The sequence below is a fragment of the Pseudomonas sp. CAN1 genome (assembly GCF_030462585.1).
In the GTDB taxonomy this organism is placed as follows: domain Bacteria; phylum Pseudomonadota; class Gammaproteobacteria; order Pseudomonadales; family Pseudomonadaceae; genus Pseudomonas.
Window position 1 is genome coordinate 138,576 of sequence record NZ_JASMRU010000012.1, and the last position, 13,186, is coordinate 151,761.

Consider the following 13,186-nt stretch of genomic DNA (forward strand, 5'->3'; position numbering starts at 1 on the left):
TCAATGCAGGTTCGATCAGGCGCTGATGGCCAGCTGGTACGCGGTGAACTTGCGCACGTTGATCACACCGGTATCGAAGATCAGGTACTGGCCCTTGATACCCTGCAGGGTACCCTCGACCACCGGCGTCTTGTCCAGATCGAAGCTGGTGATCTTGGCCAGGTAGGCCTCCACCGGGTAGCGGATCTCGATGGGCTGCATGTCGATCACCGGCTGAATCGCCAGCAGGCCGAAGCGCTGCTGCAGGGCGACGATGCCCTCCGCGCAGGCGTCGAATATCTGCTCGCGGATGGCCACCAGGTCCAGCGGCTCGGCCTCGCCCTTGAGCAGGGCACGCCAGTTGGTGCGGTCGGTGACCTGGCTGCGCAGCAGGTCCTCGACGAAGCCGGACTGCTGGCGGGTCGCCACGCGCATGATCGGCAGCGCCTGGCGCGCGCCCTGGTCGATCCAGCGGGTCGGCACCTGGGTGGCGCGGGTGATGCCTACCTTGGCCCCCGAGGAGTTGGCCAGGTAGACCACGTGGTCGGTCATGCAGAAGCGCTCGCCCCACTCCGGCTCGCGGCAGGAGCCGTCCTCGAAGTGGCACTTCTCCGGGCTCATGATGCAGCTGTCGCATTGCGCCAGCTTGGTGAAGCACGGGTAGCAGTAGCCCTGGGCGAAGCTCTTCTTGGTCTTGCGCCCGCAGTGGCAGCAGTTGATCTCGCCCAGGTACTCCAGGCGCACGGTCCGGCCGATCAGCGGGTTCACCGCGACTTCCTTCTCGCCGAGGCGGAAGGCGTACTGCACGGGGCTTTCCAGGCGCGCCGACATCTTGCTCAGGGCGCCGCGTCCAAGCTCCTGCATCAGTGCAGCGAATTGGAGGAGAAGAGGATGTTCGGGATCGGCTCGGCGTGGGACTGGCATTCCTGCGGGCCCATGTAGCCGGTGCGCTGGTCCTCGGGGAGGTTGTCGAGCTCCCAGGCGATCATGGCCTGCAGCGACAGTTCCTTCTGCTCCTGGGACAGCTTGCGGCCGTCGGGCCATTTGCCGATTTCCACGGCCAGCTTGAGGCTCTCGTAGATTTCCGGGGTGATGTTCTGGATCATTTCGGCGAAGGACGACATGGGCCGGCTCCTGCTGGGGAAAAACGAAGCCGGCATTCTACCGGGCGAACGCCTTGTGCGCACGAACGCCGGTCAATCGGTTGCGTGGGTCATCCTGTCCATGCTGGACACGCGGGCGCTCGTCGGCCGGCAGGGAGCACCTGTAGGAGCGGACCTTGTCCGCGAAGTCTCGCCGCTGCTCCAACCTTAAGAATATGAACACTCGGGAAGAAGCATGCGGACAGCAAGGCTGCCCGCTGAAAATGCGCCTTCCGCCGCGCGGGATCTCGCGGACAAGGTCCGCTCCTACAGAGGTGCGCGTCAGGCCGCGCGACGCCGCGCCAGCAGCCCGCCGACCAGACCACTCAGGCACCCCGCCACCAGCCCGCCAACGTGGGCGCCGTTGGCGATGGAGCCGAAGCCGAGCAGGTCGATCACCCCGGACAGACACACCAGCAGCCAGATCAGCATCATCGCCACCACGCCCTTGGGCAGGTGGTAGGCAGGCGTCGGCGCCATGCGCTGGAAGATCCAGCAGTGGCCGAGCAGGCCGTAGAGCACGCCAGACAGCCCGCCGAACAGGCTCGGCCCGCTCCAGCTGTACTGCACCAGGTTGGACACCAGGCCGAAGCCCAGGCTCAGCCCCAGCAGCAGCCATGGCCCCTGGCGATACTCGATACGCCGGCCCAGCTCCCAGTACCACATGGCGTTCATCGCCAGGTGCAGCCAGCCGAAGTGGATCAGCATCGGCGTGAACAGCCGCCACCACTGCCCCTGCGCCAGCGAATCGGACAGCGGATAGAACAACGCGCGATCCTCGCCGACCAGCTGGAAATTCTGGAAGGTGAACCAGCGCAGGGTCTCCGGCGAGGTGCCGAGCAGGGTGATGGCGGCCACCACGAAGGTCACCAGCAGCACCGCCGCGGTCATCCGGCTCATCTTCAGCTGCTGCAGGAAGCCCGGTCCACGACGCTGCGGCTCGGCCTGCAGGGTGAACTGCGGGTCGCCCTGTGGATAACGTTCGTAGAGCGTGCGAACCTGCTCCGCCAGTTGCGCGCTGGGCACCCAGAGCACCTGCTCGCCGGATTCCTCGCTGACCCGAAACGGCACGTTCAGCCGTTGCAGCAGGGTGACGAACTGCCCCAGGTCGACCGCCGCCGGCAGCCGCATCGCTTCGATTGCGCTCACTCATCGCCCTCCGGACGCTTCACATCCACCCACACGAACTTGTCGCGCTCCAGCCGCTGCTCGTTGTCCAGCCGGTAGGCCGCGAGCTTGCCATACATCACCGCGCTGTAATCCAGGCAGGCAACGTTCGGCCGGATCGGCGCCGGGGTGCCGCGCCGCCAGTAATGGCCGACGAACAACAGCGGCTCGTCGGCGCCGTATGTCAGCAGTCGCGACTTCTGCTCTTCGCTCAGGCGCTCGCTGGCCACTTCGTCGGGCAGCGCGTCGGGCTGGAACACGATGTCGCCGTAGGTCTCCGGCGCGCGGTCCTCTTCCCAGAACTTGGTGCGGAAGAAGGCGCGGGTGAAACCGTCGCTGCCGGTCAGCGTCAGGCCGTTGGGCAGGCGCATGTCGGTGCCGCGCAGCAGGCGGTCGCAGGCCTGCTGCGCGAAGCTGCCCGGCTCGGCGGTGGCCATGAGGAAGGCTTCGTCGATGCGCCCATTGGGGAACTGCTGGCGCAGCGCGTCGATCACGTCGTGGTCCCAGCAGGCGTGAACCATGCGGAAGCGCCCGGCATCGAGGAACAGCGGCATATCCTGGAACCAGCCGAGGAAGTCGCGCCAGTCCGCCGGGTGGCCTTCGAACTGCTCCAGCGTCTCGCGGATCAACCGGGCGTGGCGCGGGGTGTGCTCGCGCACGTACTGGCGGCCGCTGCCGGGCGCCGCCGGGGTGGACCAGCCGAGGGCGTTGAATTCGTGGTTGCCCATGATGCACAGCGCTTCGCCGGCGGCGACCATGTCGTGCACCCGGTGCAGCGCCTCGCGGATGCGCGGGCCACGGTCGATGAGGTCGCCGAGGAACAGCGCCTGGCGCCGCGCATGTCGCCACACGCCACCCTGCAGCCGGTAGCCGAGGCGTTCCAGCAGGTGGTCGAGGGTATGCGCGCAGCCATGGATGTCGCCGATCAGGTCATAGCCGCGTGAAGGGTCGAGTTCCATCACTCACTGCTCCCGAGGCGGCTGCCCCAGCCCAGCTTGGTCCGGCAGACCTCGTAGTAGTTGTGGTCGATGGGGTGGATCAGGCGCAGCTTCTGCGGCTTCTTGCTCACCGTAACGGTATCGCCCGGCGCGCAGGTGAAGTGGTTCTGCCCATCGCAGGAAATCTGCGGGTAGATCTGCATGTTCGGCGAGACGACGATCTTCAGCTCGCTGTTGCCGTCCACCACGATCGGCCGACTGGAGAGCATGTGCGGGTACATCGGCACCACCACGATGGCATCCAGCTTGGGATGCATGATCGGTCCGCCGGCGGACAGCGCATAGGCGGTGGAGCCGGTCGGGGTGGCGACGATCAGGCCGTCGGCCTTCTGGCTGCAGACGAACTGGCCGTCGATGTACAGCTCGAACTCGATCATCCGCGTGGACTTGCCGGGGTGCAGCACCACGTCGTTCAGCGCATCGCCCTGGCCGATGGATTCGCCGTGGCGGCGCACCAAAGCGTCGAGCAGGAAGCGGCTCTCGACGATGTACTGGCCGCCGAGCACTTCAGCGACCTTGGTCTCCAGCTCGTCCGGGCGGATGTCGGTGAGGAAACCCAGGCTGCCACGGTTGATCCCCAGCACCGGCACCTTGTGCCGTGCCAGGGCGCGCGCAGCGCCGAGCATGCTGCCGTCGCCGCCGACGACGATCACCAGGTCGCAGATCTCGCCCATGATCTTCCGCGAGCAGGTCTGCAGGCCGTGGCCCGGCAGGACCTCGGCGATGGTGTCCTCGAGGATCACGTGGAGGTGGCGCTCGGTGAGGAATTTCTTCAGCCGACGGATGGTTTCCAGGACCTGGGTACTGCCCAGGCGGCCGATGATGCCGATATTGCGGAAGGGTTCCATGGGACTCCAGACGGCGTTGCGGGTGCTCGAATGTCGGAATTATGGGCGAAAGGCGGAAGCAGCGGCAAACCGCAGCGTGGCCGGAGCGGGTGCGTAGCGGCTAGGCTTCACGGATGACCGACTTCGCCACCCTGCTCGACGAGCTGCTGATCGACCTGCGCCAGCCACAGGTCCGCGACCTCGCCTGGACGCTGCTCTCCCCGCCCCTGCTCAGCCCCGGTAGCCCTGCTATGCGCCACCCGCTGGCGGCCAGCCGCTGGCACGCGCAACCCACACTGCTGGCCGACTGGCTGCGCGCCCAGGAACAGGCGCCAGCCAGGCTGCTGGAACAACTGGAAGCCGCGCCGCACCAGCGCCTGGGCCGCTACTACGAACGTCTCTGGCAATACGCCCTGGAGCAGGCACCGGACCTGCGCCTGCTGGCCGCCAACCTGCCGGTACGCGACAACGGCCAGACCCTCGGTGAGCTGGACCTGCTGCTGGAAGACGACGACGGCCTGCACCACCTGGAACTGGCCATCAAGCTCTACCTCGGCCCCAGCGACGATGGCCCAGACTCCTGGCTCGGGCCGGGCGCCGAGGACCATCTGCTGCGCAAGATCGAGCACTTCTACCAGCACCAGCTGCCGCTCTCCTCCACGCCCGAAGGCCTGGAGGTGGTGCGCCAGTACAGCGTCGCCGATCCGGCTCCCGGTCTGTGGCTGGGCGGCTACCTGTTCTACTCCTGGCCAACACCCTGCCCGCCGCCCGCCGGGTCCAACGCCACGCACCTGCGCGGCCGCTGGCTACATCGACGCGCCTGGCCGGCCTATCACGCGCAGAACCCACAAGGCTGGCAGGTGCTGTCGCGCAAGCACTGGCTGGCCCCGGCAGCCGAAGACAATTACTGGAGCGAGGCCCGATTCGGCGAGTGGCTGGCGGGCCTGCCGGACGACGGCTTCCCGCAGATGCTGGTGCGCCTGGAACAACAGCACGGCCGCTGGCGCGAGCAGGAACGACTGTTCCTGGTGGGCGACCGCTGGCCGCGGGTGCATAGCGGCTATTCGCGCTGAGCCGCCAGCGCCTTCAGCTTGTCGTCCATCGCCCGCCGCCCCTGCAGACCACCGCTGTGGATAGCGACGATGCGGCTACCACGATCGACTCTGCCAGCCGTGATCTCATCGTGCAGCGCCAGCAGCAGCTTGCCGGTGTACAGCGGGTCCAGCGGTACGCCGGACTGATCTTCGCTATCGAGTATGAAACGCGCCAACCGCCCATCGATCCGCGCGAAACCGCCGCGACTGGCATCGAGCAGGCGGTAGCCGCTATCGCGCCGGCCGCTTTCGTTCAACAACTCGGGCACCTGAGTCTCGACACCATGTCCCGGCGGCACCGCCAGGGCACCGACCACTGGATGTTCGCCGCCCTCGCCCAGCACCAGCCCGGCCAGGGTCGTGCCGGTGCCGCAAGCGACCCACAGCTGCTGGTAATCCGCCCAGCCGATATCAGCGAGTTGCCGGCGAATCTGCTCGACAAGGACGGCACAGCCCTGTGCGCCCAGCAACCCGCCGCCGCCTTCATTGATCGGCAGCAACTGCGGATAGCGCTCGCGCCAGGGTGTCCAGAAATCGGCTTCGTGACGCCGGCGATAACCGCCATAGCCAAGCCAATGGAGCTGCATGCCGAGCTGGTGCAGGTCGGCCACTGTGGGATTGTCCTGCTCTTCGCCGCGCAGCAATCCGACGGTCTCGAAAACAAATCGAGCACCAGCCGCCGCTACCGCATGCAGGTGATTGGAATGAACGCCGCCCAGGCTCATCACGCCGCTCAGGCCCATGTCGGCAGCCCGCTTCAGGTACGGCGCGAGCTTGAACCACTTGTTACCGGAGACCAACGGGTCGACGAGGTCCAGACGCAACCACGCCAGCTCAACGCCAGCGCGGTCGAGCCAGTCCAGGTGGACAGGTTGTAGGGGGGCGTCGGGGCGCCAGTCGGGATACAGCAAGGCGCCCCGCTCAGCCAGTGGTGACGCTGCGCAGGCGGCCGGCGGTCTTGTGCCGCGAGCAGCAGTTGCTGTCGCCTTCGACGAAGCGGCCGGGGGTTTCCACGCGGTCGATGGGCAGGGCACAGCGCTCGCCGCTGGACAGTCGTCCTTCGCAGGCGGGCTGCTGGTAATGGGCGAGCCAGCTGCGGTACTGGTCTTCGGAGACGAAGCACTTGGCAGCGGCGAAGGCCATGGGGTTTTCCTGGTAACGGGCGACATCCTGCAGGGCCAGGGTCAGGTGCCCGGCGCCCGGATGGTACACCACGAAGATCACCCCCAGACCGGATAACTGCTCCAGCACCGAAGTGTCGGCGGCCTTGGCCGACAGCGCGTCCAGCTCCAGACGCAGGCCTTCCGCCCCCTGCTGCAGCTGGCCGGCCAGCTCGCGCAGCTGGGCGGTTTCCGTGCGCAGTTGCTCGGCGTCCTGGCGCAGCTGCTGGTTTTCCTGCTGCAGCTGCTGGTCGAGCTCGTTGCGGTAGCTCAGCTCGACGTCGCGAACGGCGATCTGCTCCTTGTAACGCGCTTCCAGGCTGGCCATGCGGGTGCGCGACTCTTCCTCGATCTGCTGACGCAGTTGCTCCAGCTCGTCGCGACCGCTTTGTTCGATATGCCGCAGCTGCGCAGTGAGCTCCTCGCGGCCGCGCTGGAAGCCGTTGGCCTGGCCATCCAGCTCCTGGCGCAGACCGGCGTTGATCTCTTCCTCGCGCTTGAGGCCTTCGCGTAGCGCCGCAAGCTCGGCCTGCAGCACCTTGACCTGTTCCTGCGCGCCCAGTTTCAGCCGGCTGAGTTCCTGCTCGTGCTGCTGGCTGATCTGCGACAGGCGCGTCTCATGCTGGCCGAGCAGGTCGGCAGTCTTCTGCTGGTGTTCCTGGAGCATGGCGCGGGCCAGCTTCTCGGCTTCCTCGCGGGACTCTTCGGCAGGCGCGTACCACTGGTGCTCGTCGGCCATCTGCAGGCGTTCGAGTTCCACCGCAGCGGGCTCTTCTTCCACCAGCAGGCCGAGGTGGTTGCGCTTCACCGATTCGCGCAGCTGTACCAGATGGTTCTTGCCGGCTTCCAGGGTCGGGTCCCACAGGTGCATCTGGTGCCAGGACACCGGGCACTGGCTGCGGCAGGCCAGGCGGATCGGCCCGGCGCCCATGTCCGGGCCACGCCCGGCGCGGTCGGCGAGATTGCGCAGGGGCAGGTTCCAGCCGCGGTCGGCTTCGCCCGTCTCGTCGAAGTCCAGGTAAAAGAACACCACCGCCTTGACCAGCAGGCGCGGGTTGATCAGCACATAGGCCAACTGCATCTGCTGATCGGCGTATTCCGGCATCTGCACGACGTTGTCGAGCAGCGCCTCGAATTCGGGATAGAGCATTTCCTTGCAGACGCCACGGTCATTGAAGAAGACCACGGCTTCCACCATCTGAGGCTTCTTCTGCATGCTCATCGATTGACCTCTGGGCTGGTGCGGGAGGAAGTCTGGAGAAAGGGGCTGTCAGAAACGCAGCACCCGGACAGCCGGAAAATCCCGACATCCGAGCAAGTCTAGGGGAATTAATGTCGCAGGCAATGTGACTCGGTTGGCACCGGACCGGCCACGGCGGGCAGGCGGTTAACCGGCTGGAGAATTCTGTGACGCGGTTGGATTTTCGAGAGGGTTTCCGGGCCCGGAAGGGAATTTTTCCGGGCCCGGACCTGTGATCCAGGTCTCAGCCGACCCCGCCGGGTCGGCGTCCTTCCTGATCAGATTTCTGCGGCGAGGCGCGAGCCCTGGTTGATGGCGCGCTTGGCATCCAGCTCGGCTGCCACGTCGGCGCCGCCGATCAGGTGCACGCTCTGGCCGGCAGCGACCAGGCCTTCGTGCAGCTCACGCAGCGGGTCCTGGCCGGCGCAGACGACCACGGTATCCACCGGCAGCACCTGCGGCTCGCCGCCGGCGATGCTGATGTGCAGGCCATCGTTGTCGACCTTCAGGTACTCGACGCTGTTGAGCATCTGCACCTGCTTGTTCTTCAGGCCGGTGCGGTGGATCCAGCCGGTGGTCTTGCCCAGGCCGTCGCCGACCTTGGACTTCTTGCGCTGCAGCAGGAACACCTGACGCGCCGCGGCGTGCGGGTGGGCCTGGATGCCGGCGATGCCGCCACGGGCGTCCAGCTTCTCGTCGATGCCCCACTCCTGCCAGAACGCATGGCGATCCAGGCTGGTGGATTCGCCGGCGTGGGTGATGTACTCGGAGACGTCGAAGCCGATACCGCCGGCGCCGATCACCGCAGCGCTGTGGCCGACCGGCTTGCGCTCGAGGATGGCGTCCAGGTAGCTGATCACCTTGGCGTTGTCGATGCCCGGGATGGCCGGGGTGCGCGGCACGATGCCGGTGGCGAGGATGACCTCGTCGAAGCCGCCCTTGACCAGATCGTCGACGCTGACGCGGGTGTTCAGCTGCAGGTTCACGCCAGTGGTTTCCACCTTGCGCTTGAAGTAGCGCAGGGTCTCGTAGAACTCTTCCTTGCCCGGCACGCGCTTGGCGACGTTGAACTGGCCGCCGATCTCGCCGGAGGAATCGAACAGGGTCACCTCGTGGCCGCGCTCGGCCGCCACGGTGGCGGCGGACAGGCCCGCCGGGCCGGCACCGACCACGGCGATCTTCTTCACGTGGGTGGTCGGGATGTAGTTCAGCTCGGTCTCGTGGCAGGCGCGCGGGTTCACCAGGCAGCTGGTCAGCTTGCCGCCGAAAGTGTGGTCCAGGCAGGCCTGGTTGCAGCCGATGCAAGTGTTGATCTCGTCGGCGCGGCCTTCGGCAGCCTTGTTGACGAAGTCCGGGTCGGCGAGGAACGGGCGCGCCATGGAGACCATGTCGGCGTCGCCTTCGGCCAGCACCTGCTCGGCGATTTCCGGGGTGTTGATGCGGTTGGTGGTGCACAGCGGGATGCTGACTTCACCGCGCAGCTTGGCAGTGACCTTGGTGAAGGCCGCACGCGGGACCTTGGTGGCGATGGTCGGGATGCGCGCTTCGTGCCAGCCGATGCCGGTGTTGATGATGGTGGCGCCGGCCTTCTCGATGGCCTTGGCCAGCAGGACGATCTCGTCCCAGGTGCTGCCGCCTTCCACCAGGTCGAGCATCGACAGGCGATAGATGATGATGAAGTTCGGGCCTACGGCCTCGCGCACGCGGCGGACGATTTCCACCGGCAGGCGCATGCGGTTTTCGTAGCTGCCGCCCCAGCGGTCGGTGCGATGGTTGGTGTGGGCCACCAGGAACTGGTTGATGAAGTAGCCTTCCGAACCCATTACCTCGACGCCGTCGTAACCGGCCACCTGGGCCAGCACCGAGCAGTTGACGAAGTCGGCGATCTGCTTCTCGATGCCCTCTTCATCCAGCTCGCGCGGCTTGAACGGGTTGATCGGCGCCTGGATGGCGCTGGGCGCCACGGACTTGGGGCTGTAGGCGTAACGGCCAGCGTGGAGGATCTGCATGCAGATCTTGCCGCCCGCCTCGTGCACCGCCTGGGTGACGATCTTGTGCTTCTCGGCTTCCTCGGCCGTGCTCAGCTTGGCCGCGCCGGAATACACGCCACCTTCCTCGTTCGGGCCGATGCCGCCGGTGACCATCAGGCCGACGCCGCCACGGGCGCGCTCGGCGAAGTAGGCTGCCATGCGCTCGAAGCCCTGGGGCTTTTCTTCCAGGCCGGTGTGCATGGAGCCCATCAGGGTGCGATTGCGCAGGGTGGTGAAGCCCAGGTCCAGCGGTTCGAGCAGGTGCGGGTAAGTGGCGGTCATGTTTCCTCCGGCATTCACGGTGATGCCACGCCCTCAGCCTGCGGAACGGCGAGGCATGGGGCGCGGTCGGTATGGAGCAGACTCTAAGGAGCGCACCCCCGTCGCTCAATGATCGAAAATGACAAGTTACTGACCGAAGATGACACCGCGTCTTGGCAATACCCGGCCCAACCCCTACCCTGTGCAGGACCCCATGAGTACCCGTCCTTTATGCGCAAGCTGATCTTTCTCGTCCTGGTGCTGATCTTCGCCGGTTATGCCGGCTGGGCGGAGCGTCGCCCGGTGGGGCACTACCTCTCCGACCTCCGCAGCCAGGTCGCGCTCAACCAGGGCCAGCCGTCCGAGCGCGGCAACCTGCTGGGCGTGCAGCCGGAGCTGTTCACCCAGGACTACCAGAGCGTCGAGCGCCTGCGCCTGAAGTTCCACGCCTACCTGGCCAAGGCCCGCGACGAAGGCCTGATCAACCCGCGCACCGTGGTGGTGTTCCCCGAACATATCGGCACCTGGCTGGTGGCTGCCGGCGAGAAGCCCGAGGTCTACCAGACCGAGCACCTCGACGAAGCCATGGAATGGATGGTCGCCAGCAACCCGCTGAAGGTCGCGCGCGGCTGGCTCGGCGCCAAGGGCGAGGACCGCATGGCCGACGCCCTGTTCCGCATGAAGGCGGTAGACATGGCCCATGACTACCAGACGCTTTTCGGCGGGCTGGCCAAGGAGTTCGGCGTGACCCTGGTCGCCGGCTCCATCGTGCTGCCCAACCCGCGCATCGTCGAAGGCCAGATCCGTACCGGCAACGGCCGCCTCTACAACGTCACCCAGGTTTTCGGCAGCGATGGCCTGCCGCTGGGCAAGCCGCAACGCAAGCTGTTCCCCATCGACGACGAGAAAGGCATCACCCGTGGCGGCGACCCGGATGACCTGCAAGTCCTGCAGACTCCGGCCGGGCGCCTGGGCGTGCTGATCTGCGCCGACAGCTGGTACCCGGCGAGCTACTCCGCCCTGGCCACGCAGAAGCCCGATCTGGTCGTGGTGCCGGCCTTCCTCACCGGCAATGGCAACTGGAGCAAGCCGTGGAAGGGCTACAACGGCGCCCCGACACCCAGCGACGTGACCCTCAAGCCGGGCGAACTGAGCGAAGGCCAGGCCTGGGAGCAACTGGCGCTGGCCGGCCGTCTCAAGGAAAGCGGAGCCCATGCCGGCCTTACCGTATTCCTGCGCGGCCATCTCTGGGACCTGGGCAGCGACGGCCGCAGCCTGGTGGTCAACGGCGAAGCCCACACCCTGGCGCCCGACGGCCCCGGTGCACGCCTGATCAACCTCTGGCTATGAACCGCCCCAGCATGCGCCTCGGCGATCTTTCGGTCGGTTTCGTCCACAGCCTTGCCGATGCGCTGGCGGAGAGCGGCGTCGCCCCGCAGCCACTGCTACAGCAATACGGGCTGGACGCCGCACGCCTGGGCGAGCCCGGCGCGCGCCTGTCGATCCCGCGCTACATGCGCCTTGGCCACGCGGCCATCCAGCAGAGCGGCGACCCCGCCCTCGGCCTGCGCATGGGCCAACTGAGCCGACCGAGCCAGAGCGGCCTGGCCGGCGTCACCGCCGCACAAGCCCCCAACCTGCGCGCCGCCGCCCGCGCGCTGATCCGCTTCGAGCCGCTGTATGCGCAGAACTACCGCGGCCAAAGCAGCTTCATCGAAGACGCCGGCGGCGCCTGGCTGCGCTTCTACTCCATCAGCCCGTACAACGCCTACAACCGCTTCGTGGTGGATTCGGTGCTGGCCGGCTGGGTCAGCATGCTCGGCAGCATCGGTGCGCAGCCGCTGCGCCCGGAGAGGGTGGAGATCGAGTATCCGGCGCCGGCCTGGGCGCCACGCTTCGAGGAAAGGCTCGGTTGCCCGGTGGAATTCGGCGCCGAGCACAACCAGCTGCGCCTGGACCAGGCAACCCTGGCGCGCGGCAACCCGGACCACTGCCCGAGTACCTGGCGGCAACTGCTGGATATCTGCGAGAAGGAACTGGAGCAGTTGACCCGCACACGCAGCCTGCGCGAGCGCGTCGCGCAGCTGCTGGGGCCGATGCTCAACGGCCGCGAACCGGACCTGGAGGAAGTGGCCGCACGGCTCAAGCTGCCGACCTGGACGCTGCGGCGCAAACTGGCCGAGGAAGGCACGCAGTTCCGCAGCATCCTCAACGACACCCGCCGCGACCTGGCGATGATCTACATCCGCGACACCGACCTGGCTTTCGGCGAGATCGCCTACCTGCTCGGCTTTGCCTCCGCCGAGGCCTTCCAGCGCGCCTTCAAGCGCTGGAGCGGGCAGACGCCGGGGGAATTCCGCCGCGCCCAGCGCCACAGCGCCTGATCACATCTCGGTGGCGTCGTCGGCCGGTTCCGGCAGATCCTGTTCCACGGCGTGCTGTTCCAGCAGTTCTTCCTGATAGTCGTCCATTGGCTTTTCTCCTGACCGTTCGATCCGGTTTTAGCAAAGACCACGGGAAAAAAGCTAGACGGCAAAGGTGAACGACCTGTGACAGCGTCTTTCAGAACAGCAGCAGGATTTTTCGGACGGAAACGAAAAAGCCCTCAGGTATTGCTACCTGAGGGCTTTCGAATATGGCGCAGCGGACGGGACTCGAACCCGCGACCCCCGGCGTGACAGGCCGGTATTCTAACCGACTGAACTACCGCTGCGTGTCGGTTGGACTTTCGTCCGGTACAGCAACCTCCTGGCGCCTGGAGTGAATCACTCGACAAGCAGGTTCGGGGTAGGAACCAAGGAGGGGGAAAATGGCGCAGCGGACGGGACTCGAACCCGCGACCCCCGGCGTGACAGGCCGGTATTCTAACCGACTGAACTACCGCTGCGCGTAACTTGCGAGAGTGGTGGGTGATGACGGGATCGAACCGCCGACCCTCTGCTTGTAAGGCAGATGCTCTCCCAGCTGAGCTAATCACCCTTCGTCTCGAAGTGGGGCGCATTCTACAGCCGGCAGAACCTAAGTCAATGCCCTGATTGAATTTTTTTTCATTTGCCGCGAAAAAAGTTCGCGGCGCGGTTGGAGGCGTTGGTTCTGGGCAGGGTTCGCGAGCAAGCTCGCTCCTACACAAGATTCCAGCTCCCGGCCATCGAGCTGCGCTGGTGGGCGGCCGATAGCGGCGAGCAGCGTTCGGCTGTCATTCCCGCTCTGAAACTCTCGGCCCAGGCTGCTGCGGCGTACCAGGCGCCGTTCTCCATCAGCGACGATCTGCGCGAACTGGGGCGCAAG

General features: G+C 66.4%; 11 protein-coding genes, 3 tRNA genes and 1 pseudogene. 4 read left to right on the forward strand and 11 right to left on the reverse strand.

All coding sequences use genetic code 11. The annotated features are described in order from the left end of the window. Positions 1 to 15: 15 nt before the first annotated feature. The 5 genes from QO207_RS17470 to QO207_RS17490 form a co-directional block, all read right to left on the reverse strand. Positions 16 to 843: a DUF2797 domain-containing protein gene (locus QO207_RS17470; RefSeq protein ID WP_301533593.1), complete on the reverse strand. Its 828-nt coding sequence runs from the start codon at positions 841 to 843 to the stop codon at positions 16 to 18. Next, the gene (locus tag QO207_RS17475; RefSeq protein WP_301533594.1) at positions 843 to 1,103 is read right to left on the reverse strand and encodes a YeaC family protein; all 261 of its coding nucleotides are present in this window, start codon (positions 1,101 to 1,103) and stop codon (positions 843 to 845) included. The genes QO207_RS17470 and QO207_RS17475 overlap by 1 nt, the downstream gene beginning before the upstream one ends. A gap of 300 nt (positions 1,104 to 1,403) precedes the next feature. Beyond that, on the reverse strand, positions 1,404 to 2,270 hold the full coding sequence (locus QO207_RS17480; RefSeq protein ID WP_301533595.1) for a rhomboid family intramembrane serine protease: 867 nt from the start codon (positions 2,268 to 2,270) through the stop codon (positions 1,404 to 1,406). Further along, positions 2,267 to 3,247 (reverse strand): metallophosphoesterase, encoded by a 981-nt coding sequence (locus QO207_RS17485; protein WP_301533596.1) that lies wholly within the window; start codon positions 3,245 to 3,247, stop codon positions 2,267 to 2,269. Before QO207_RS17485 ends, QO207_RS17480 begins: the two co-directional genes overlap by 4 nt. Beyond that, entirely contained in the window at positions 3,247 to 4,134 is an 888-nt protein-coding gene (locus tag QO207_RS17490) for an NAD(+) kinase (RefSeq protein WP_253448906.1), read from the reverse strand. Before QO207_RS17490 ends, QO207_RS17485 begins: the two co-directional genes overlap by 1 nt. Positions 4,135 to 4,247: 113 nt before the next feature. Here QO207_RS17490 and QO207_RS17495 point away from each other — a divergent pair, with 113 nt between their 5' ends. Beyond that, positions 4,248 to 5,186 carry a DUF1853 family protein gene (locus QO207_RS17495; protein ID WP_301533597.1) on the forward strand — a complete coding sequence of 313 codons (939 nt, stop codon included), beginning with the start codon at positions 4,248 to 4,250 and terminating at the stop codon, positions 5,184 to 5,186. Here the strand turns inward: QO207_RS17495 and QO207_RS17500 are convergent. The 3 genes from QO207_RS17500 to QO207_RS17510 all read right to left on the reverse strand — a co-directional run bounded on the left by QO207_RS17500 (position 5,174) and on the right by QO207_RS17510 (position 9,919). Continuing rightward, on the reverse strand, positions 5,174 to 6,118 hold the full coding sequence (locus QO207_RS17500; RefSeq protein WP_301533598.1) for a 1-aminocyclopropane-1-carboxylate deaminase/D-cysteine desulfhydrase: 945 nt from the start codon (positions 6,116 to 6,118) through the stop codon (positions 5,174 to 5,176). The two genes, QO207_RS17495 and QO207_RS17500, sit on opposite strands and share 13 nt — an antisense overlap. Positions 6,119 to 6,128: 10 nt before the next feature. Next, positions 6,129 to 7,589 carry a chromosome partitioning protein ParA gene (locus QO207_RS17505; protein WP_301533599.1) on the reverse strand — a complete coding sequence of 487 codons (1,461 nt, stop codon included), beginning with the start codon at positions 7,587 to 7,589 and terminating at the stop codon, positions 6,129 to 6,131. A gap of 296 nt (positions 7,590 to 7,885) precedes the next feature. Then, a complete protein-coding gene (locus QO207_RS17510) occupies positions 7,886 to 9,919 on the reverse strand; it encodes an FAD-dependent oxidoreductase (RefSeq protein WP_301533600.1) in 2,034 nt (677 codons plus the stop codon). A gap of 210 nt (positions 9,920 to 10,129) precedes the next feature. Between QO207_RS17510 and QO207_RS17515 the strand changes: the two genes are divergently transcribed. Together QO207_RS17515 and QO207_RS17520 are read left to right on the forward strand one after the other, a co-directional pair. Then, the gene (locus QO207_RS17515) at positions 10,130 to 11,248 is read left to right on the forward strand and encodes a carbon-nitrogen hydrolase family protein (protein ID WP_301533601.1); all 1,119 of its coding nucleotides are present in this window, start codon (positions 10,130 to 10,132) and stop codon (positions 11,246 to 11,248) included. Next, entirely contained in the window at positions 11,245 to 12,282 is a 1,038-nt protein-coding gene (locus QO207_RS17520; protein WP_301533602.1) for an AraC family transcriptional regulator, read from the forward strand. The genes QO207_RS17515 and QO207_RS17520 overlap by 4 nt, the downstream gene beginning before the upstream one ends. 252 nt (positions 12,283 to 12,534) lie before the next feature. Here the strand turns inward: QO207_RS17520 and QO207_RS17525 are convergent. The 3 genes from QO207_RS17525 to QO207_RS17535 form a co-directional block, all read right to left on the reverse strand. Next, a tRNA-Asp gene (locus tag QO207_RS17525) sits at positions 12,535 to 12,611 on the reverse strand. Positions 12,612 to 12,708: 97 nt separating this feature from the next. Further along, positions 12,709 to 12,785: transfer RNA gene (locus QO207_RS17530), tRNA-Asp, on the reverse strand. 16 nt (positions 12,786 to 12,801) lie between these two features. Continuing rightward, positions 12,802 to 12,877: transfer RNA gene (locus QO207_RS17535), tRNA-Val, on the reverse strand. A gap of 108 nt (positions 12,878 to 12,985) precedes the next feature. Here QO207_RS17535 and QO207_RS17540 point away from each other — a divergent pair. Continuing rightward, a pseudogene (locus QO207_RS17540) lies at positions 12,986 to 13,186 on the forward strand (hypothetical protein); the annotation flags it as partial.

Coding starts and splice junctions, on each gene's coding strand:
- QO207_RS17495 (WP_301533597.1), top strand. CDS start 4,248: ATGACCGACTTCGCCACCCTGCTCGACGAGCTGCTGATCGACCTGCGC.
- QO207_RS17475 (WP_301533594.1), bottom strand. CDS start 1,103: ATGTCGTCCTTCGCCGAAATGATCCAGAACATCACCCCGGAAATCTAC.
- QO207_RS17515 (WP_301533601.1), top strand. CDS start 10,130: ATGCGCAAGCTGATCTTTCTCGTCCTGGTGCTGATCTTCGCCGGTTAT.
- QO207_RS17520 (WP_301533602.1), top strand. CDS start 11,245: ATGAACCGCCCCAGCATGCGCCTCGGCGATCTTTCGGTCGGTTTCGTC.
- QO207_RS17510 (WP_301533600.1), bottom strand. CDS start 9,919: ATGACCGCCACTTACCCGCACCTGCTCGAACCGCTGGACCTGGGCTTC.
- QO207_RS17470 (WP_301533593.1), bottom strand. CDS start 843: ATGCAGGAGCTTGGACGCGGCGCCCTGAGCAAGATGTCGGCGCGCCTG.
- QO207_RS17505 (WP_301533599.1), bottom strand. CDS start 7,589: ATGAGCATGCAGAAGAAGCCTCAGATGGTGGAAGCCGTGGTCTTCTTC.
- QO207_RS17485 (WP_301533596.1), bottom strand. CDS start 3,247: ATGGAACTCGACCCTTCACGCGGCTATGACCTGATCGGCGACATCCAT.
- QO207_RS17490 (WP_253448906.1), bottom strand. CDS start 4,134: ATGGAACCCTTCCGCAATATCGGCATCATCGGCCGCCTGGGCAGTACC.